The organism is Bradyrhizobium sp. WYCCWR15520, from assembly GCF_056174665.1.
The window spans coordinates 1-19,813 of sequence record NZ_JBWBWM010000043.1 but is presented as its reverse complement, the minus strand read 5'-3'; the positions used below and the strand labels follow the sequence as shown (position 1 = coordinate 19,813).

The 19,813-nt window shown below is 64.2% G+C and carries 19 protein-coding genes; 5 read left to right on the top strand and 14 right to left on the bottom strand.

The window, feature by feature from the left end; all coding sequences use genetic code 11:
• Positions 1 to 197: 197 nt before the first annotated feature.
• Genes AC0QUY_RS34825 through AC0QUY_RS34815 form a run of 3 tightly spaced genes read right to left on the bottom strand, consistent with a single transcriptional unit; the run spans position 198 to position 2,845 of the window.
• Positions 198 to 611 (bottom strand): Rieske (2Fe-2S) protein, encoded by a 414-nt coding sequence (locus AC0QUY_RS34825; RefSeq protein WP_475390503.1) that lies wholly within the window; start codon positions 609 to 611, stop codon positions 198 to 200.
• 54 nt (positions 612 to 665) lie between these two features.
• Positions 666 to 1,769 (bottom strand): amidohydrolase family protein, encoded by a 1,104-nt coding sequence (locus tag AC0QUY_RS34820; RefSeq protein WP_475390501.1) that lies wholly within the window; start codon positions 1,767 to 1,769, stop codon positions 666 to 668.
• Entirely contained in the window at positions 1,766 to 2,845 is a 1,080-nt protein-coding gene (locus AC0QUY_RS34815) for an amidohydrolase family protein (protein ID WP_475390500.1), read from the bottom strand. The genes AC0QUY_RS34820 and AC0QUY_RS34815 overlap by 4 nt, the downstream gene beginning before the upstream one ends.
• Before the next feature lie 132 nt (positions 2,846 to 2,977).
• On the opposite strand from AC0QUY_RS34815, the gene AC0QUY_RS34810 reads away from it, so the two are divergent.
• Both AC0QUY_RS34810 and AC0QUY_RS34805 read left to right on the top strand, forming a co-directional pair.
• Positions 2,978 to 3,502: a CinA family protein gene (locus tag AC0QUY_RS34810; protein WP_475390498.1), complete on the top strand. Its 525-nt coding sequence runs from the start codon at positions 2,978 to 2,980 to the stop codon at positions 3,500 to 3,502.
• A 96-nt stretch (positions 3,503 to 3,598) separates the two neighbouring features.
• Positions 3,599 to 4,489, top strand: coding sequence for a hypothetical protein (locus tag AC0QUY_RS34805; protein WP_475390565.1), 891 nt, complete (start codon positions 3,599 to 3,601; stop codon positions 4,487 to 4,489).
• Between the two features lie 103 nt (positions 4,490 to 4,592).
• On the opposite strand, the gene AC0QUY_RS34800 is transcribed toward AC0QUY_RS34805, so the two are convergent.
• The 3 genes from AC0QUY_RS34800 to AC0QUY_RS34790 all read right to left on the bottom strand — a co-directional run bounded on the left by AC0QUY_RS34800 (position 4,593) and on the right by AC0QUY_RS34790 (position 8,598).
• A complete protein-coding gene (locus AC0QUY_RS34800) occupies positions 4,593 to 5,903 on the bottom strand; it encodes an HlyD family type I secretion periplasmic adaptor subunit (protein ID WP_475390496.1) in 1,311 nt (436 codons plus the stop codon).
• On the bottom strand, positions 5,900 to 7,651 hold the full coding sequence (locus tag AC0QUY_RS34795) for a type I secretion system permease/ATPase (RefSeq protein WP_161851620.1): 1,752 nt from the start codon (positions 7,649 to 7,651) through the stop codon (positions 5,900 to 5,902). Before AC0QUY_RS34795 ends, AC0QUY_RS34800 begins: the two co-directional genes overlap by 4 nt.
• 131 nt (positions 7,652 to 7,782) lie before the next feature.
• Complete coding sequence (locus tag AC0QUY_RS34790) at positions 7,783 to 8,598, bottom strand: acyl-CoA thioesterase domain-containing protein (RefSeq protein WP_475390494.1); 816 nt, start codon at positions 8,596 to 8,598, stop codon at positions 7,783 to 7,785.
• A gap of 89 nt (positions 8,599 to 8,687) precedes the next feature.
• On the opposite strand from AC0QUY_RS34790, the gene AC0QUY_RS34785 reads away from it, so the two are divergent.
• Positions 8,688 to 9,620 (top strand): LysR substrate-binding domain-containing protein, encoded by a 933-nt coding sequence (locus tag AC0QUY_RS34785; RefSeq protein ID WP_475390492.1) that lies wholly within the window; start codon positions 8,688 to 8,690, stop codon positions 9,618 to 9,620.
• Positions 9,621 to 9,626: 6 nt separating this feature from the next.
• Here the strand turns inward: AC0QUY_RS34785 and AC0QUY_RS34780 are convergent, their stop codons facing one another.
• Positions 9,627 to 9,896 carry a GlsB/YeaQ/YmgE family stress response membrane protein gene (locus AC0QUY_RS34780; RefSeq protein ID WP_161851617.1) on the bottom strand — a complete coding sequence of 90 codons (270 nt, stop codon included), beginning with the start codon at positions 9,894 to 9,896 and terminating at the stop codon, positions 9,627 to 9,629.
• A 132-nt stretch (positions 9,897 to 10,028) separates the two neighbouring features.
• On the opposite strand from AC0QUY_RS34780, the gene AC0QUY_RS34775 reads away from it, so the two are divergent.
• Positions 10,029 to 10,268, top strand: a complete 240-nt coding sequence (locus AC0QUY_RS34775; RefSeq protein ID WP_161851616.1) for a Sec-independent protein translocase family protein — start codon at positions 10,029 to 10,031, stop codon at positions 10,266 to 10,268.
• A 154-nt stretch (positions 10,269 to 10,422) separates the two neighbouring features.
• Here AC0QUY_RS34775 and AC0QUY_RS34770 read toward each other — a convergent pair whose 3' ends face one another.
• The 7 genes from AC0QUY_RS34770 to AC0QUY_RS34740 all read right to left on the bottom strand — a co-directional run bounded on the left by AC0QUY_RS34770 (position 10,423) and on the right by AC0QUY_RS34740 (position 17,809).
• Positions 10,423 to 11,406: an ABC transporter ATP-binding protein gene (locus AC0QUY_RS34770; RefSeq protein ID WP_161851615.1), complete on the bottom strand. Its 984-nt coding sequence runs from the start codon at positions 11,404 to 11,406 to the stop codon at positions 10,423 to 10,425.
• The gene (locus AC0QUY_RS34765) at positions 11,403 to 12,815 is read right to left on the bottom strand and encodes an amidase (RefSeq protein ID WP_161851614.1); all 1,413 of its coding nucleotides are present in this window, start codon (positions 12,813 to 12,815) and stop codon (positions 11,403 to 11,405) included. The genes AC0QUY_RS34770 and AC0QUY_RS34765 overlap by 4 nt, the downstream gene beginning before the upstream one ends.
• Positions 12,812 to 13,009, bottom strand: a complete 198-nt coding sequence (locus tag AC0QUY_RS34760) for a hypothetical protein (protein WP_161851613.1) — start codon at positions 13,007 to 13,009, stop codon at positions 12,812 to 12,814. Before AC0QUY_RS34760 ends, AC0QUY_RS34765 begins: the two co-directional genes overlap by 4 nt.
• Complete coding sequence (locus tag AC0QUY_RS34755) at positions 13,006 to 14,085, bottom strand: ABC transporter ATP-binding protein (protein WP_475390490.1); 1,080 nt, start codon at positions 14,083 to 14,085, stop codon at positions 13,006 to 13,008. Before AC0QUY_RS34755 ends, AC0QUY_RS34760 begins: the two co-directional genes overlap by 4 nt.
• Positions 14,086 to 14,089: 4 nt before the next feature.
• Complete coding sequence (locus AC0QUY_RS34750) at positions 14,090 to 14,968, bottom strand: ABC transporter permease (RefSeq protein WP_475390563.1); 879 nt, start codon at positions 14,966 to 14,968, stop codon at positions 14,090 to 14,092.
• An 11-nt stretch (positions 14,969 to 14,979) separates the two neighbouring features.
• Positions 14,980 to 15,933 (bottom strand): ABC transporter permease, encoded by a 954-nt coding sequence (locus AC0QUY_RS34745; RefSeq protein ID WP_161851611.1) that lies wholly within the window; start codon positions 15,931 to 15,933, stop codon positions 14,980 to 14,982.
• 208 nt (positions 15,934 to 16,141) lie between these two features.
• The gene (locus AC0QUY_RS34740) at positions 16,142 to 17,809 is read right to left on the bottom strand and encodes an ABC transporter substrate-binding protein (RefSeq protein WP_475390489.1); all 1,668 of its coding nucleotides are present in this window, start codon (positions 17,807 to 17,809) and stop codon (positions 16,142 to 16,144) included.
• A gap of 202 nt (positions 17,810 to 18,011) precedes the next feature.
• On the opposite strand from AC0QUY_RS34740, the gene AC0QUY_RS34735 reads away from it, so the two are divergent.
• The gene (locus AC0QUY_RS34735) at positions 18,012 to 19,625 is read left to right on the top strand and encodes an ABC transporter substrate-binding protein (protein ID WP_161851609.1); all 1,614 of its coding nucleotides are present in this window, start codon (positions 18,012 to 18,014) and stop codon (positions 19,623 to 19,625) included.
• The last annotated feature ends 188 nt before the right edge of the window (positions 19,626 to 19,813 follow it).

Sequence of the window (19,813 nt, the reverse complement as noted above, 5' to 3'; positions counted from 1 at the left end):
GTCGGAACCAGCATTTAAGCAATGCAAACTATCGAGGCAATTAGCTAAGCCTTGTGATCAAAATCACAAAACTTGGCTCCCAGAACTACCGTAGGGTGGGCAAAGCGTAGCGTGCCCACCATCGCCTGCGAGCGTGAAATGGTGGGCACGGCGCTGACGCGCCTTTGCCCACCCCCACAAATTTCGCACTGACGAGACTACAAATCCACCACCACGTAATCGCTCTCGACCGAGACCGCGATCGTCTCCGCAACATACGGCCCCTTCACCACCGCCGATCCCGACTCCACATTCACTGGATACGCCCGCGCACGGAAGCGTTTGGGGTCGCAGTAGGACTGCCCGGTGCGGATGTCGAATTCCCAGCCGTGCCAGGGACAGCGGATGATTTCACCGAGCTTTGTATATTCGATCTCGCCGGGATCGGAGGATTGCGCCAGCCCGATCAGCGGGCCCTCGCACAGCGCCGCGCCCTGGTGCGGGCAGCGGTTCAGCAGGCCGAAGAACTCGCCCTTGATGTTGAAGATCGCGATCGGCCGCCCATCGATGTCGAGGAATTTTCGCGTTCCCGGCGGAAGCTCGTCCACCGGGGCAATGACGTGCCGAGTCATTTTAAGGCCGCATGATCTATTTCGAAAAACCGGGTCCCACTTTTTCGGATCATGCTACGCAATCCCGTACAGCTTCTTGGCGTTGCCGAGATAGAACGCTTCGCGGTTGGCATCGCTGACGCCGGGCGGCAGCACGCGCGACGGCTCGTCGAAATCCCAATGTGGGTAATCGGTGGCGAACAGCAGCTTGTCCCAGCCGATCCATTCGATGGTCTGGAACAGATGATCGCGGCGCTCCGGGTCTTCCATCGGCTGCGTGGTCCACCAGATGTGGTCGCGGATATATTCCGACGGTTTCCGCTTGAGATACGGCACCTCGCTGTGCAGCCGTTCAAAACTCTTGTCGAGCCGCCAGCCGAGCGACGGCGCCCAGCCGAAGCCGGCCTCGATCATGACCATCTTCAGTTTGGGATAACGCTCGAAGACGCCTTCGAGCACAAGGCTCGCCAGCACGGTCTGCTGGCACTGCGCATGGCCGACCATCTCCTCGATGTAGAAGCTAGGCCAACCGGACGGGGTGAGCGGGTTGCCGCCGAAGCCGAAAGCGTGCACGCCGACCGGCAGGCCGATCTCCTGCGCCGCCTCGTAGACCGGCCAGTAGCGGCGCTGGCCGAGCGGCTCGACGTTGCGGGAGAGCAGCAGCACCTGCACGAAGTTCGGATCGCCCGCGCGCTTGCGGACTTCGGCAGCGGCGGCCACCCCATCCTCATTGGCGACAACGATCGAACCCTTCAGGCGCTTGTCCTTGCTGGTCCATTTTTCGATCTGCCAGTCGTTGATCGCGGCACAGAGCGCGCCGGCGAAATCCTGGTTGCGCAGGCCCTGCCCGGTGGCGAGCGGATTGAGCACGCCGAGCGCGACGTTGTAGGGATCGAGCAACTGCTTCTGCATGAAGGACAGCGAAGAGCCCTGCGGCCCGCCTTCCGGCGGCCAGGCGTCGCGGCGCGAGGCGTTCGGCTGCGCCTTCGGATAGGGCGGGCCTTCCATCATGCCGTGATAGGCCTGAATGCCGTACGTCTCGAGATGCGAATGCCAGCGCTTCGCCAGAAATGGATAGAGTTCGTCCTTGGTCGCGCGCGCCGGATGAATGTCGCAATCGGCGATCGCGGTCTTGATGCTGGTGGATACCGAAGGCTCAGGGCGAAACTGGACGTTCATGGCGTCGTCTCCTTCGCTAATTCCAACCGGCCATATGTCGCGAGCGGATTGTCGATCATGATCTTGCGCACCAGATCGCCCGACAGGCCCGGCGGCAGCACCTCATCGCCGTCGAACTGCCAGTGCGGATAGTCGGTCGAGAATAGGAGCAATTCGTCCGACTGCATATGGTCAAACAGGCGGTTCAGGGTTGCGGGATCGGGCGGCGCATCGACCGGCTGCAGTGAGAAGCGGATGTTGCTGCGCACAATCTCCAGCGGCGCGCGATCGACCCACGGCGTTTCCATCCGTATGCCGCGCCAGAACTTGTGCAGCCGCCACAGATAGGCCGGCAGCCAGGTGAAGCCCGATTCCAGCATCACCATTTTCAGATTCGGATGGCGGGCGAACACGCCTTCGACGATCAGGCTGGTGAGCTGGGTCTGGAACGCCGTCGCTTGGGCTACGTAATCCTCGATGTGGTAGGAACCCCAGCCGACCGAGGTCGGCGGATTGTGATAGGCGCTGCCGGCATGGACACCGACGGCCAGGCCCAGCCGCTCGGCGGCGGCGTAGATCGGCCAGTAGGCGCGTTTTCCGAGCGGCATGTCGCCCATGACCAACATCAGCACCTGGACGAAGCGCTTATCCTCAGCGCAGCGCTCGATCTCCGCGACCGATTTCTCGACGCTCTGGGTCGGGATCACGATCGAGCCGCGCAGCCGATCGTCCTTGTCGAGCCATTCTTTGGTCAGCCAATCGTTCAATGCGCGGCAGAACGCGTCCTGCATGTCCTCGGAAAACACCATCTGCACGCCATAGAGCGGATTGCAGATGCCGTAACGCACGCCGAACCGATCGAGCGCCTGCTTCTGCATGTCGGCGAGATCGGCACCCGGCTTGCCCTGCGCCGGCCGCCAGTCCGGCCGCGAGGAAATCGGCGAATTGGTTGGATAGGATTGCGAGACCAGATCGGTCATGCCGCGCGTCGTCACCTGATCGCGCCAATAGTCGTTCATGTAGGGAAGCAGGCTGGTCAGATGCGGAACGGCGGGATGCAGATCGCAATCCATGCCACCCGGGATCGGCGACGTCATGGTGTTTCCTCGTATGCCCGCACGACGCAGTTGTTTGAGGTATTCAATCAGGGCCACATGCGCCCCGCAACTCGGCAAACGTGAACCTCCTGTGCTAGAAAAACATGACTGGCGAGATTTTTGGGAGGTGAGATGAACGAACTCGTTACCATTGCGGAAAAGATCGCCACCCAACTGATCGCGCGCAAACAGACGATTGCGGTGGCGGAATCTTCAACCGGCGGGCTGATCTCGGCGGCGCTGTTGTCAGTGCCCGGCGCGTCCGCCTATTTCCTCGGCGGCGCCGTGGTCTACACGCGTGATGCGCGGCGGTTGTTGATGGACATTCCGGACGAGGCGATGAAGGGCATTCGCTCGGCATCGGAGCCTTACGCCAGACTGCTGGCGAGCCAGGTTCGCCAGCGCTTTGCGACCGACTGGGGCTTGTCGGAGACCGGCGCGACCGGGCCGACCGGCAATCGCTACGGCGACGCCGCTGGTCATAGCTGCATGGCGATCTCTAGTCGGGTGGTGCCGTTAGGCAGGCTGGAGAACGTGACGCTGGGTGGGGTGCGCTCAGTGATCACGCTGGAGACAGGCCGCAGCGATCGCCAGGCAAACATGCAGGCGTTCGCGAAGACGGCACTGGAGTTGTTGCTGCTGCATCTAGATTCGTAGGGTGGGCAAAGCGAAGCGTGCCCACCATCTTGATCCGTTATGTGAGTGGTGGGCACGCTGCGCTTTGCCCACCCTACTGCCCTACGCGAGGATCGCATCATGCAACAATTCGACCGCGCCGCAGAAGATCTCGGCAACTCGATCCATTTCGAGCACGTCAACGTCACCATCCCCGATCAGCGGCTGGCGACGCTGTTCTATGTCGCGGGCCTCGGGCTGACCCGCGATCCCTATCTGATGGTCTCGGACACCAACATGTGGGTCAATGCGGGGCGGAGCCAGTTTCATCTGCCGAACGGTACGCCGCAGGTGCTGCGCGGCCATACCGGCATCGTCATCGCGGGCCGCGCGGCGCTGCTGGAGCGATTGGCATCGGTCGCGAAGAAGCTCGAGGGCACAGCGTTTGCGTATCGAGAGCACAACGACCATGTCGAAGCGATCTGCCCATGGGGCAACCGCGTGCGCTGCTATGAGCCGGATGCCGCGCGCTTCGGGCGCATCACGCTCGGCATTCCCTATGTCGAGTTCGACGTACCCGTCGGGACGGCGAAAGCGATTTGCGGCTTCTATCCGGCGATCATGGGGATGCAGGCCGAGCTTGTGAATGGCGATGGCACCGTGGCGCGCGTCAATGCCGGCAAGAACCAATATCTGCAGTTCCGCGAGACCGACCGGATGCTGCCGGATTACGACGGGCATCACGTGCAGATCTACATCACGGACTTTTCCGGCCCATATCGCCGCCTGCGCGAGCGCGGCCTGATCTCGCAGGAAGACAACCAGTATCAGTACCGCTTCCGCGACATCGTCGATCTCGACAGCGGCAAGCACCTGTTCACCGTCGAGCACGAGGTCCGCAGCGCCACGCACCCGATGTTCATGCGGCCGCTGGTCAACCGCAACCCGGCGGAGACCAACCGCACCTACGCGCCGGGCCATGAGGAATGGGCGTGGGCGATGGGACCGGATGAGTATGACAGGAGATAGCGGGACGTAGCCCGGATGAAGCGCAGCGAAATCCGGGGCAGTGCCAGCCAGATGAACCGATTCCCGGATTGCGCTTCGCTCCATCCGGGCTACGCAGACGTCCTCACCTCTCCCGGAACGAGCGCATCAGCTGGTCGCTGAACGGCTTCATCAGATAGGAGAACATGGTGCGGTCGCCGGTCTGGACGAAGGCTTCCACCGGCATGCCCGGGATGATCTTGACGTTGTCGCCGAGGCGGGCGACTTCGGCCGGCGGCAGCGAGACGCGGATGGTGTAATAGCTCTGGCCGGTGCGCTGGTCGGTGGTGACGTCGGCGGAGACGCGAGTCACCACACCATTGAGTTCCGGCGTGGTGCGCTGGTTGAAGGCGGATAGCCGCAGCAGCGTTTTCTGGCCGATCTGCAGCTTGTCGATATCCTGTGGATTGACCTTGGCCTCGACCGAGAGATCGTCGGCCCGCGGCACGACCATCATGATGGCGTCACCGGCGGTGATCACGCCGCCCACAGTGTGCACCGTCGACTGCAGCACGACGCCGTCCTGCGGCGCGCGGATGTCGATGCGGCGCAATTGATCCTCGGCGGTGACCTTGCGCTCGACGAACTCGCCGATCTTGTCGTTGGTCTCGCGCAGGTCCTTGGAAACTTCGCTGACGACGTCCTTGTCGATCTGGATGATCTGCAGTTCGGTTTCGGTGATCTTGCCCCTCGCCTGCGCCCGCGCGGCGATATATTGCGCACGCTCGCCCGACAGGCGGGCGAGGTCACGCTCCAGCACCGTCAGGCGCGAGATCTGGATCAGGCGCTGCTCATAGAGCTGGCGGACGCCGACCAGCTCTTTCTCCACCAGCGCGATTTCCTTTTCCTTGGCCTGCTCCTGCGCGGTGAGGCCGGCGATCTCCTCGTTGAGCTGCGCCACGCGCTCGCGCAACTGCGATTTCTGCCCGGCGCGCCCGAACACGCGGACCTCGAACAGTTTTGTTTCGCTCGCGATGACGTCGCGGACATCGGGGTCGTCGGCGCGATCGGCGAGCTGCGGCGGAAACTTGATCTTGTCGAGGCCGCGCTGCTCCGCCTCCAGCCGCGCGGCGCGCGCCCACAAGCCGTTCAGCGTCTTGACCACGATGGCAAGGCTGGCCTTGACCACGGTCTCGTCGAGCCGCACCACAACGTCGCCGGCCTTGACGATATCGCCGTCGCGCACGCGGACCTCGCCGACCACGCCGCCGGTCGGGTGCTGCACCTTCTTGACGTTGGAATCGACCACCACCGAACCCGGCGCGATCAGCGCGCCCGAAATCTGCACCGTCGAGGCCCAGCCGCCGAACCCGCCGACGATCACCAGCATCAGCGCCAGACCCAGGATCAGGTGCGAGCGGATCGAGCGGCGCGCGCCTTTCAGCTCCGCGGTCATGATTTCTTCGCAGCTCCCGCTTCGGAAACGATCTTGATCGGCGGCGGCGGCGACGGAACGCGCTGCAGCACCTGGCCGAGCACGGTTTCCTTCGGACCGAACGCCTGCATGCGGCCGTCCTTCAAGACCAGCAATTGATCGACCGCCTCGATGCCGATCGGCCGGTGCGCCACCACGACCACGATGGCGCCGCGCTCCCGCGCGGCGCGCACCGCGCGGGTCAGCGCCTCGTCGCCCTCGCTGTCGAGGTTGGAGTTCGGCTCATCGAGCACGATCAGGAACGGATGGCCATAAAGCGCGCGCGCCAGCGCCACGCGCTGCGCCTGCCCGGCCGAGAGCGAAGCGCCCTGCTCGCCGATCTGGGTGTCATAGCCCTCGCGCATCTTGATGATCATCTCATGCACGCCGGCTTCCTTGGCAGCAGCGATGATGGCGTCCGACTTCGCCTCGGGGTCGAAGCGGCAGATGTTCTGCGCCACGGTGCCGGCGAACAGTTCCACGTCCTGCGGCAGATAGCCGATGTGACGGCCGAGCACGTCCGACGACCACTGGTCGAGCGCCGCGCCGTCGAGCCGCACCTTGCCGCGGGCGGGCGTCCAGACGCCGACCAGCGCGCGCACCAGCGACGATTTTCCGGAGCCGCTCGGACCGATCACGCCGACGCCGGTGCCGGCCTCGACAGCGAAATTGACGTCCTGCACGATGACGCGCTGCTCGCCCGGTGGCACGATGCTGACGGCCTCGACCGACAGCCGCTTGGTCGGCGCCTGCAGCGCCGTCTGCGCGTTCGACGCCGGAATCTGCTCCAGCAGCTTGGAAAGACGATGCCAGCTCTGCCGCGCGGCGACAAAGCCCTTCCAGTGCGCAATGGCAAGGTCGACGGGGGCCAGCGCGCGGGCGCTCAGGATCGAGCCCGCGATGATGATGCCGGCGGTCGCTTCCTGATGGATCACGAGATAAGCGCCGACTGCAAGCACCGCCGACTGCAGCATCATGCGCAGCACCTTGGCGACGGCGCCGAGGCCGCCGGCAATGTCGCTGGCGCGCTGATTGCCGGCCAAGTAGGTCTCATTGGCCTCGCCCCAGCGCTTCATCAGTCGTCCGGACATGCCCATCGCGACCAGCACTTCGGCGTTGCGGCGGCTGGTGGCGGCGAGATCGTTGCGCCGCGCCGCCAGCGTCATCGCCTCCTTGGCCGGCGTGCGCGACAGGAATTCGGTGATCAGCGTCAGCGCTACCAGAATGATGGCGCCAGCCAGCGCCGTGACGCCGAGCAGCCAGTGGAACGCAAAGCAGATCGCGAGATAGAACGGCAGCCACGGCAGATCGAAAAACGCGCCCGGCCCCATGCTGCCGAGAAATGACCTGACATTGTCGAGATCGCGCAAGGGCTGCAGCCCCTCGTTGCGGGCGCCGACCATCAGCGGCAGCCGCACCACGGTTTCGAACACGCGCGCATTGATGGCCTCATCGAGCGCGGTGCCGATACGGCCGAGGATGCGGCCGCGAATCAGATCGAGGCCTCCTTGCGCGATGTAGAGGCCGGCGGCGAGAATCACGAGGCCAACCAGGGTCGGCACGCTGCGGCTCGGCAACACGCGATCGTAGACCTCCAGCATGAAGATCGAGCCGGTCAGGTACAGCAAATTGATCATGCAACTCATGACGCCAACGCCGATAAAGGCGTTGCGGCAGGCGCGCAGCGCCTCACCGAGCTCGGATTTCCGGACGCCGGGAGCGGCTGCCATAAATGCGTGTCTCTTCAGGACGATCGGGTAACGTGCTGGTTTTAGCGATGTTTTTGGACATCGTCTATTTATGTCACGTTAACCTGCCTTTAGTTCACCCCGATGAGCGGGGCGGAGACGCGTCTGGGCAGCTAATTCGAGGCCGGCGCAAGTCCTGCGGCGGGTTCGGGCTTCGCCGGGCGCGGAAACGGTGCCAGAATCACCGACATCGAGACCCGGCCGATCTCGCCATGGACGTCGAGCAGGACGCCGCTTCCGACGCCAAGGTCGGCCGCGGGCCGCCAGCGGGCCTGCGCGCGAACGCCGACCCATTCGCCGGCCGGCTGGCGGAACAACTGAACCGTCAGATTCGGGTTCGGATCCGCCACCACGTCCTGGAATGGACGGGCGATGCCATGGGTCCAGTCCGCCGGGCCGAGCACCGAGGATAGCGGCAGCTTCGGCGAGGATCCTGCGCCGTCGATGATCGTCTGGTTCATGCGAAACCAGGCGACGCCGTCGCCTTCGCGGGCCTCCATCGCCTCCATGAACCACGGCTTGCCATGCGCCGCCCGCCGGGTGCGAATCGGCAACTGCGTGAGATCGGCAGCCTCGCGCGGGGAGTCGGCAAAGCCGGGCACTTCAACGGCGCGTTCGCGCGACAGCGTCACCCGCACGGTGGCGCAGGGCTGGTCCTCGCCGGCCGGCCACAGCGCGTTGTCGACCACGCTGACGCGGCCGCCGTCGGTCACGACCGACAGCGCGGTTCGCAACGGCGCCATCGGGGTCGGCCGCAGGAACCAGGCCGACGAGGCGATCGCCGTGCCCCAGTTTCGCCGATCGGCCAGCGCCTCGATTTCCGCCGTCAGAAGGCTTGCGACCGCCCCGCCCTGCGGGCCCGCGAAAGGACCGGCGGCAAGGGCGGTGGGCTGCCAGCGGTTGGGGCCTGTGGATTCGAAGATGGCCATGGCTCGGATTCCAGAGATGAGCAGGGTTGAGCGTCGGGCCAATCTGGCGGAAACTTGGGCCTGTAACAAAAGGGAATTCGTCACCTCAGATGAATATCATTCATCCGTCTGATGCACCCGGCACGTCGCTGCGCGCGATTCCTCCCCTGCCGGCGCTGCTGGCGTTCGAGCGCGCCGCCACGCAATTGAGCTTTCGCCGCGCGGCGCGCGATCTCTCGCTCAGCCCGTCCGCGATCAGTCATCAGATCCGCGGACTGGAACAGCAGTTCGGCACAAGGCTGTTCGTGCGCGGCGCGCGTTCGGTGCGGCTGACGGCGGACGGCGAGCGTTATCTCGCAAAGGTCTCCGCGGCGCTGGCGGCGCTGCAGGAAGCCGGCCGCGACATGCTGCGAAATCGCCGCGATGCCAGCGCCGAACTCTGGATCAGTTCGCTGCCGTTCTTCACTTCGGCCGTGCTGATCCCGGCGCTGCCGGAGTTCAAGCGGCGCCATCCAGGGCTCACGCTGCGCATCGAGGCGACGCATCAATATGCCGACTTCAATGCCTCGCGCGTCGACGTCGCCATCCGCTATGGCCGCGAACATTCCACCGGGCTGAAATTCGAACCGCTGGTCGCGGTGAAGGGCCTGCCGGTCTGCGCACCCGCGCTGGTCAGGGGCGGATTGAAGGCACCTGAAGACCTGTCGCGAGAGGTGCTGATTCACCTGACGACGCAGCCGCGCGCCTGGCCAGTCTGGCTGCGCGAGGCCGGCCTGTCGCATCTCACCCCGCGCGGGCATCTGTGGCTCGACAGCGTACCGGCGATGCTGGACGCCGCCGAACAGGGCCTTGGCGTGACGCTCGGCATGTCGCCGCTGATCAGGGCGCGGCCCTCCTTTGGCAAGAAACTGGTGGCGCCGTTCGCGTTCGAGGCCGCGCATAGCGAGACGATCTACCTCGTCTCCCGCACTGAGCAGGCGCGCGACCGCCGGATTGCCGCGGTCCGGCGCTGGATCGTCGAGGCGGTCAGCCGCGCGAAATAGCGCGCGCTACCACCGCCCGCCGGTTCGGAGCAGCCGTACGATCACAAGCAGGATGATGGCGCCGATGGTGGAATAGACGATTTCGGACACCAGCCCGGTGCCGAGACGAATGCCGAGCTTGGGAAACAGCAGGCTCGCGAGCAGCGCGCCGGCAATGCCGACGAGAATGTCGCCGATGATGCCGAAGCCGGTGCCGTGCACGATCTTGCCGGCAAGCCAGCCGGCCACCAGGCCGACAAACAGAATGACGAGAATGCCTTCGTTGGAAATTACCATGTTCAGCCCCCAGATTCGCAGCGCACGCGGGCGACCATCTGCCCATCATGGTCCGATGTGACCGGCCGTCCGCACGACTTCATATGCGGCCAGCGAAGTGAAACTTTTTTATGTCACGCGCGTTATGTCGCCATGAAACAGAGCGATATTTGGTACGTCACCTTTGGTCCGGACAAGACGGATGAGACTGCGGAGAGCATGGCCCGCTCGACCCGCACCTTCAAATCCGAGATCGACGCAAAATTGTTTGCGATGCAAATCCTGGCCAAGGGCTGGTCCGCCAGCGCCGGCACGCTCAACCCGCATCAGCCGAAGCAAGTCGTGGGACCGTCACAGATCGAGCAATGGGCCGATCCGGGATTGGGCGGGTAGCTTCTCTCACGTGTCCAGACGCGGTGCAGCGCGATTTTTTTCGTCATGGCCGGGCTTGTCCCGGCCATCCACGTCTTTGTCGCTGCAATGCCGTGAAGACGTGGATGCCCGGGACAAGCCCGGGCATGACGAAGTTCAATTGCGTCATCACTTGTCAGGTAGCAGCAACTGCATTAGCCCGCTCCGCCAGCACACACCTCGCCGTTCGATCCGCCGACACCTGCACATTCGGCGGTAATCGCTCGCTGCAGCGCGGCTGCGCAACCGCGCAGCGCGGCGCGAAGGAGCAACTGACGGGCGCCTTGTCCAGCGAGGGCGGCGTGCCCGGGATGGTTTCAAGGCGCTGGCCGCGCTTGGCGCCGTGGACGGTCGAAGCCAGCAAGCCCTTGGCATAGGGATGCACCGGGGTGCGGACGATGTCGCGCAAGGTGCCCTGCTCCACGATCTGACCGGCATACATCACGGCAACGCGGTCGCAGATTTCAATCGCGACGCCGATATCGTGGGTCACGAAGATCACGGACATGCCGAACTCGCGCTGCAATTCGCGGAGCAGCAGCAGAATCTGGATCTGCACGGTGGCGTCCAGTGCCGTGGTCGGTTCGTCCGCCAGCAAAATCTTCGGCTTGCAGGCGAGCGCCAGCGCGATCATTGCGCGCTGGCGCATGCCGCCCGACATTTCGTGCGGATAGGCCTCGAGCCGGCGCTTGGCGGAGGGGATCCGGACCACCTCCAGCATTTCCAGCGCGCGAGCCATGGCTTCCTTCTCGCTCTTGCCTTCGTGACGGATCACGCTTTCGGCGATCTGGCGGCCGATCGTGTAGACGGGATCGAGCGCCAGCGCAGGCTCCTGGAAGATCATCGAGACGGTCTGGCCGCGAAACGCCGAAAGCTCCTCGTCGTTCATCGCCAGCACGTCGCGTCCCAAAACCTTCACGGTGCCCGAAATCAGCGTGCGCTTCTTCGGCAATAGTCGCATCAGCGCGCGCAGGGTCACGCTCTTGCCGGAGCCGGATTCGCCCAGCAGGCCGAGCACCTCGCCCTCGCCCAGCGAAAGCGAGATGTCGTTGACGGCATGAACCGTGCGCTCGCCGGTGAAGCGGATATTGAGGTCGCGGATGTCGACAAGATTGCTCATGCCAATTTTGGTACCTTTTGGTGATGGTCGGTGGCGCGCTGGAACGCCGCGCCGATCCGCACCAGCCCGGCCTCGTCAAAGGCACGGCCGATCAATTGCATGCCGACGGGCAGGCCCTTGCTGGTGAAACCGGCGGGAATCGAAAGCGACGGCAGGCCGAGATAATTGATCGGACGGGTGAAGCGCGTGATCCGCTGGATCACGGCTTCCGCATCGAGGCTGTTGCCGACGTCGCTCTCGGCAATCGTCGCCGCCGGCATTGGCGCCACCGGCGCGATCACGGCATCGGTGCCTTCCACCGCCGCAAGGTAGGCGGCGAGCGCCGGACCGCGCCAGCGCATCGCTTCGAGATAGGTCACGGCCGGAATGGCAAGCCCGTTCTGCAGCCGCATCAGGACCTGCGCACCGTAATCCTGGGGACGTTCGATCATCCAGCGCTTGTGGAAGGCGGCAGCTTCGGTGGCGAGCACGATCTGGCAGGCGGCGGTGAGCTGGCGCTGGTCCGGCAGCTCGACCTTGACGATTTCGGCGCCTTCCTTTTTCAGCGTAGCGATGGTCTCATCCAGCACCCGCGCCACTTCGGAATCGAGATCGTCGACATAGAAGGCGGTCGGCACGCCGATCTTCAGGCCCTTCATCGAGCCCGTGGTCGCGGCCATGTAGTTCGGCACCGGCTGCGTCGACGTGGTCGGATCCTCGGGATCGGCGCCCGCCATCAGCCCCACCAGCAGCGCACAGTCCTCGACGGTCTGCGCGAGCGGGCCTACGGTATCGAGCGATTGCGACAGCGGCATCGCGCCGGCGCGGCTGATCAGGCCGACCGTGGTCTTGAAGCCGGTGACGCCGCAAAAATGCGCGGGCATCCGGATCGAGCCGCCGGTATCCGAGCCCAGCGCCGCAAAGGTCAGCCGTGCCGCGACCGCGGAGCCCGAGCCGGACGACGAGCCGCCGGTGATGTGATCGACATTCCAGGGGTTACGCACCGCGCCGTAATGCACATTGTGGCCGGTTGGCCCGTAGGCGAATTCGACCATCTGCAGCGAGCCGAGCCTGACGGAGCCGGCGTCCTTCAGCCGCTGCAACGCGGTCGACGTCGTCGTCGCGACGAATTCGCGCCGGATCTTGGAGCCGCAGGTCACGACCTTGCCGGCGTCGTAATACATGTCCTTGTGCGCCATTGGCACACCAAGTAGCGGGCCGGCAATCTTGCCCTTGGCGAGATCAGCGTCGGCGGCATCGGCCGCGGCAAGCGCTGCCTCCGGCTCGATCGCCATGTAGGCGTTGACGTGCGGCTGCCACTGCGCGATCCGGTCGAGACAGGATTGCGTCGCCTCGCGCGAGGAAATTTTCTTGGCCGCGATCGCCTTGGCAACCGCAACGAGCGACATCAGGGCTGGTTCGCCGCTCATTTCGACACCTTCGCGTTCTGCACCAGCAGGAAGCTTGCCGGCTCGAGGTCCATCGGCAGCGTGCCGGCGACCGGCGCAAAGCCGTCGAAGGCCGGGCCGATGGAATTGGCGATGCGGGCGGATACTTCCGAATCCTGCGGCACGCCGGCGACGTCGGTCATTACCTTGACCTGTTTTGGATCGGGTCTTGTCATGCGGCGCTCACTCCCATGTCATTCTTGTCGGCCGGCGCGCGGCTGTGTCCGGAGCCCGGGATGGCCATGTAGCACGCCGCCTGATGGCCCATTGTATCGACATCGCTGAGGTTTGGCGTCGCATTTGCGCAGAGCGGCTCCGCAAACGGACAGCGGGTGTGAAACCGGCAGCCGGAGGGCGGGTCGATCGGGTTGGGCGGGTCGCCTGAGATCGGCGGCGTCTCGGTGCGATTATCAGGGTCGGACGACGGCATCGCTGCCAGCAGCGCCCGCGTATAGGGATGCGCCGGCGCGTCCCAGACCTTGTCGACCGGGCCGAGTTCGACCACCTCGCCGAGATACATCACCAGCACGCGGTCCGAGATATAACGCACCACGTTGAGATCGTGGCTGATGAACAGATAGGTCAGCCCGAATTCGCGCTTGAGATCGGCGAGCAGGTTGAGCACCTGCGCCTCGACGGATTTATCGAGCGCCGAGACGGCTTCATCCAGGATCACGAGCCGCGGCGACAGCGCCAGCGCCCGCGCGATATTGACGCGCTGGCGCTGGCCGCCGGAAATCTCGTGCGGGTAGCGGTTGGCAAAGGTTTCCGGCCGCAGGCCCACCTTGCCGAGCAGTTCGCGCGCCAGCGTGCGCGCGGCGGCATCGGCCATGCCGTGAACCTTTGGACCGAACGCGATCGAGTCCTCGATGGTGAGGCGCGGATTGAGCGAGGCGTAGCTGTCCTGGAACACCATCTGCATGCCACGGCGAAGTTCTCGCAGCGACAGTGCACGGCCGACCTGCAGGCCGTCATAGATAATATCTCCGGCATCGCGCTTCATCAGGTGCATCAGCAGTCGTGCGGTGGTCGACTTGCCGCAGCCGGACTCGCCGACGATGCCGACGGTTTCGCCCTTGGCAATGGAGAAGGAGACATTATCGACCGCGCGCACGGTTTTGCGCTGGCTGAACAGATCGCCCCGCACCGGGAAATGCTTGGTGAGGCCTGCGACCTGCAACAGCGGCTGCGCCGCGCCGCCGACGTCCTCGACCGGCTCCAAATGATCGACTGACGGGCTGGTTTCACTCATCGCGTCAGTTCCTGATATCCATGGCGCTACGCATGCCGTCGCTCAAAAGATTGAAGCAGATCGACACCGCAAAGATCATGACGCCCGGCAGCGCCGCCACCCATGGGTTGACATAGATCGCCGTGCGCAGCGTGTTCAGCATCAGGCCCCATTCCGGTTCCGGCGGCTTGGTGCCGAGGCCGAGGAACGACAGGCCGGCGGCGAGGATCATCGACACCGAAATCAGTCCCGTCGCGTAGACGAAGATCGGTCCGAGCACATTGCCCAGCATGTGCACGCGCATGATGGTAAAGGGCCCGGCGCCGGAGGCGCGCGCGGCTTCGACGAAATCCATGTTGCGCACGCCTGTCGTGACGCTTTCGGCGACGCGGGTGATCTGCGGAACGAATACGATGGTCAACGAGACGATCGAGTTGACGATGCCCGCGCCCAGCGCGCCCGAGATCGCGATCGCCAGCAGCACCGAGGGGAAGGCGTAGAACACGTCGATGGTGCGCATGATCGCGGTATTGAGCCGGCCGCCGACATAGCCGGCGACAAGGCCGAGCGAGGTACCGATCACGAAGGCGAAGATCACGGGCAGGATGCCGATGATCAGCGACAGCCGCCCGCCATAGATCAGCCGAGCCAGCATGTCGCGGCCGAGTTCGTCGGTGCCGAACGGATAGTTCGGCGTGCCGATATGGCGAAGCCTCCGGATCATCGAGCCCTGATAGGGATCGGCGAGGCCGAGCCAGGGCGCCAGCAGCGCGGAAGCGAAGATCAGCACCAGCACGAAGGCGCAGACCATGCTGACCTTGTCGCGCACGATGCGGCGGCCGACGGTCGCCCAATAGCCCCGCGCCTTGGTGATGGGCGCGGCTTGCAGCGCAGTATCCGACATCACGGTCATGATCAGCCCCGCTTGATGCGCGGATCGATCGCGGCCTGCGCGATATCGACCAGGAGGTTAAGGGCGACGAAGAACAGCGCCAGCACCAGGATGGTGCCCTGCAAGAGCGGCAGGTCGCGCTGGAAGATCGCCGAATTGAGCAGCAAGCCCGAGCCGGGCCAGGAGAACACGGTCTCGATCAGGATCGAGCCGCCGAGCATGTAGCCGAGCTGCAGGCCCATCACCGCAAGCGCGGTCGGAGCGGCGTTCTTGATGACGTGCTTGAACACGTCGAGTTCGCGGAGGCCCTTGGCGCGCAGGGCCTCGACGAAATCCTGCGAAAGGATATCGCCGGTGAGCGCGCGCACGGTGCGGGTGACGATACCCATCGGAATCACCGAGGTCGTGATCGCCGGCAGGATGAGATATTTCATATGCTCCCAATCCCAGCCCCACGAACCGGAACCACCGGGACCGGCGCCGACCGCGGGCAGCCAGTTGAGCTGCACCGAGAAGATGATGACCATCACCATGCCGAGCCAGTAATGCGGCACCGAAACTCCGGCAATCGCAACCGAGGTCGCGACCTTGTCGACCCATGTGTCGCGGAAATAGCCGGCGATCAGGCCGAACAACAGCCCGAGCGTGAAGCCAATCATCGCTGCGGCGATCGCAAGCGTCACGGTATTGCCGACCGCGCGCAACACTTCCGTCAGCACCGGGCGACCGGTCGCGATCGAGCTGCCAAGATCGCCGTGGAGTGCGCGCCAAATCCACAGCCCGAACTGCACCGGCAGCGGCCGGTCGAAGCCGTAAGCCGTTCGCATTTGCGCGGCGAGTTCCTGCGAGGCATCCGCCGGCAGCACCGCGACCAGCGGGTCGCCGGGCGTGATATGCACGAGCAGGAAACACACCAGCGCGACGCTGATCACGATCGGAATGACGTAGACGATACGCCGGGCGATATAAGCGAACACGGTTTGCTTTTCTTTTTCCCTTCTCCCCTTGTGGGAGAAGGTGGCGCGGACGCTAGGCCGCGCCAGATGAGGGGTTCTATCCGCGGACACAGACAATCCAGATGAGGGAGGCGTGTCCGCGGAGAAAACCCCTCACCCGGCTTCGATGCTTCGCATCGAAGCCACCCTCTCCCACTAGGGGAGAGGGTGCAACATCGCAAGTCCGGACCTACGGCGCCATCGTCACCGGCGAGAAGTCGACGAACCAGCTCTTCGGCTGCACAAAACCCTTGACCTTCGGGCTCATCGCGCGCGGCGAGACGTCGTGAGCGACGTAGAGGAACGCCGCGTCATCGACGGATGCCGCATGCAGGTCGGCGAGTGCCGCGTCGCGGGCTGCGGGATCGAAGGTCTGGCGGGCCTTGGTCACCAGCTCGTCAAACTTGGGGTTGTTGATGTAGCCCCAATTGTTCGAGACCGGCGGCGCCATCGACGATTGCAGGAAGCGCACCAGCGCGAAGAACGGGTCCATCGCCGCATAGGTGACGTTGGTGGCGTTGGCGCCGTTGGCGGTCGGATCCTTGGCGCCGCGGCGCCAGTTGGTGAACAGCGTGTTCCACTCGATGACATCGAGCTGGACGTCGAAGTAGCACTCGGCCAGTGCCTGCTGCAGATATTCGTTCATCGGCAAGGGCTGCATCTGGCCCGACCCCGAGGCGGAGGTCTGGGTCTTTACCGTCAGCTTCTTGCTCGGGCCGTATCCGGCCTCCTGCATCAGCTTCTGGGCGGCCTTCAGGTCATACTTGATCTCGAAGGTCGGCTTTCCGCGCCAGGGATGGCCGGGCTCGAACGTGCCAGTGGCCGGCACCATCAGGCCGGCGAGCAGGCCCTCTTTCAGACCTTCACGGTCGATGCAGAGATTGGCGGCCTTGCGGACGCGGATGTCGTTCCAGGGCGAGCCTTCGATGCGCGAGAACTGCCAGGGCCAGACATGCGGGGATTCATTGGCCTGAAGCTGGAAGCCGCGCTGCTTGATCTCCTTGACGGCATCCGGCGCCGGTGCCTCGACCCAGTCGACCTGACCGGACAGCAGCGCCGCGGTGCGGGCATTTGCTTCCGGCATCGGCAACAGCACCATCCGGTCGACCTTGGGCACGCGGGCCTTGTCCCAATAGCCCTCGTTCTTGACCAGTTCGAGCCGTTCGCGCGGCGTGAATTTCGACATCTTCCAGGGGCCGGTGCCCGAGGCGTCCCTGGCAAACGCGGCCCAGGCGGCCTGCGATTTCGCCTTGGCGTCGGCGCCGTCAGCCTTGTCGTAGAACGCCTGCCATTTGGCGGGGCTCGCCATGAACAGGTTGGTCAGGTTGATCGGCAGAAAACTGTCCGGCTCCTTGGTGGTCAATTCCACCGTCATGTCGTCGATCTTGCGCGCCGAGGCCAGCGTCGGCATGCGCGAGGCGGTGACGCCGACCTGGCTGGCGTCGAAATGCGGCGCATCCTGCTTCAGCACCTTCTCGACGTTCCAGACCACGGCGTCGGCATTGAAGTCGCTGCCATCATGGAATTTGACGCCGGGACGCAGCTTGAAGGTCCACTTCTTCTTGTCGGCCTCATCGACCTTCCACTCGGTCGCAAGCCCGGGAATCATGACGCTCGCCTTGCTGGCCGAGGAGAGGTCCCACATCGTCAGGCCGTCATACATCGTCAGGCCGGTGAAGCGGTTGCCCTCAAAACCCTGATCGGGTTGCCCGAGCGTGCGCGGAATATCGGCCGCCGTCATGCCGATCCGCAGCACGGTCTCGGCGCTTGCGAGCTGCGGCAGCCCCACCACCAGGGCGGTCGCCAGCAGCCACGCGGTGGCCGTCTTCTTCGATGTCTCGTTACGCATATGCAGCAATCCCTTCTCGACTTGGGTGACTAATTCTTATGCAAAGGTATGCAACGCCTGTGCCAAGGCTGGTGCGAGGGCAGGCGATTGGCTAGGGGCCATTGGCCGCACAACTCCCTGTAGAGTGCGCATCCACGCGCGCGTTCCATGCTCCATTTGGCACCAAGCTTGCATTTTTTAGCTCTACCCCCCGCCCGATGGAGCTTAAATCATGCGCACCCGATATTCGATGCTTCTTGCTGCCGCGGCAATAGCCCTCGGATTCCCTCTTGGCTTGCCCACGATTTCGGCGCAGGCGGAGACCGTTGTGCGCTACGGCATTTCGATGGCGGACATTCCGCTGACCACCGGCCAGCCCGACCGCGGCGCCGGCGCCTACCAGTTTTCGGCCTATACGATCTACGATCCGCTGGTCGCCTGGGAGATGGACGTGTCGGACCGGCCGGGCAAGCTGGTGCCGGGGCTGGCAACCGAATGGAAGGTCGACGATTCAGACAAGAAGAAGTGGCGCTTTACGCTGCGCAAGGGCGTCAAATTTCATGACGGCAGCGAGTTCAATGCCGACGCGGTGATCTGGAATCTGGACAAGGTGCTCAACGACAAGGCACCGCAGTTCGACAAGCGACAGAGCGCGCAGGTGAAGACCCGCCTGCCCTCGGTCGCCAGCTACGCCAAGGTCGACGACGACACGATCGAGATCACGACCAAGACCGTCGACTCCTTCTTCCCATACCAGATGCTCTGGTTCCTGGTCTCGAGCCCCGCGCAATATGAAAAGCTCGGCAAGGACTGGGACAAATTTGCCAGTCAGCCCTCGGGCACCGGGCCGTTCAAGCTCACAAAACTCGTCCCGCGTGAGCTCGCGGAGCTGACCAAGAACGCCGACTATTGGGACAGGAAGCGTCTTCCGAAGGCCGACAAGATCGTGCTGATCCCGATGCCGGAGGCGCTGACGCGCACCAATGCGCTGTTGGCCGGCCAGGTCGATCTGATCGAAACGCCGGCGCCCGATGCAGTGCCGCAGCTCAAATCCGCCGGCATGAAGATCGTCGACAACGTCACGCCGCATGTCTGGAATTATCATCTGAGCGTACTGCCCGGCTCGCCCTGGACCGACATTCGCCTCCGCAAGGCGCTCAACCTCGCGATCGATCGCGATGCGGTGGTTGGCCTCATGAACGGATTGGCAAAGCCCGCCAAGGGCCAAGTCGACCCGTCGAGCCCCTGGTTCGGCAAGCCGTCCTTTGACCTGAAGTACGATGTCGCGGCGGCGAGGAAACTGGTGCAGGAAGCGGGCTACTCGAAGGAGAAGCCGCTGAAGACGACTTTCATCATCGCGCAGGGCGGCACCGGGCAGATGCTGTCGTTGCCGATGAACGAATTCCTGCAGCAGAGCTTTAAGGAAATCGGCATCGAGATCGACTTCAAAGTGGTCGAGCTCGAAACACTGTACACGGCGTGGCGCAAGGGCGCGGCCGACGAGATGAATGCGAACATCACCTCCAACAACATCGCCTATGTCACCTCGGATCCGCTCTATGCCATCGTGCGCTTCTTCCACTCCGGCCAGATCGCGCCGGTCGGTGTCAACTGGGGCGGCTACAAGAGCCCGAAGGTCGACGCGCTGATCGACGAGGCCAAGCAGACGTTCGATGTTGCCAAGCAGGACGAACTGCTGGCGCAGGCGCATGCAGCGATCGTCGATGACGCGACGCTGGTCTGGGTGGTGCACGACACCAACCCGCACGCGCTGTCGCCGAAGGTGAAGAAGTTCGTGCAGGCGCAGCACTGGTTCCAGGATCTGACGCAGATCGGGCTGGAATAAGAATCGTAGGGTGGGCAAAGGCGCATAGCGCCGTGCCCACCATCGGCACGCACGCGAGAAATGGTGGGCACGCTTCGCTTTGCCCACCCTCATATGAGGGCTTTTGAGTCAAGCGTGCCGACTGGTGGCTTGGATGTGAATTTTGTATTCGGTGGAGTGGCGGCGCGCGGAGCCATGCGTAGCGCAGC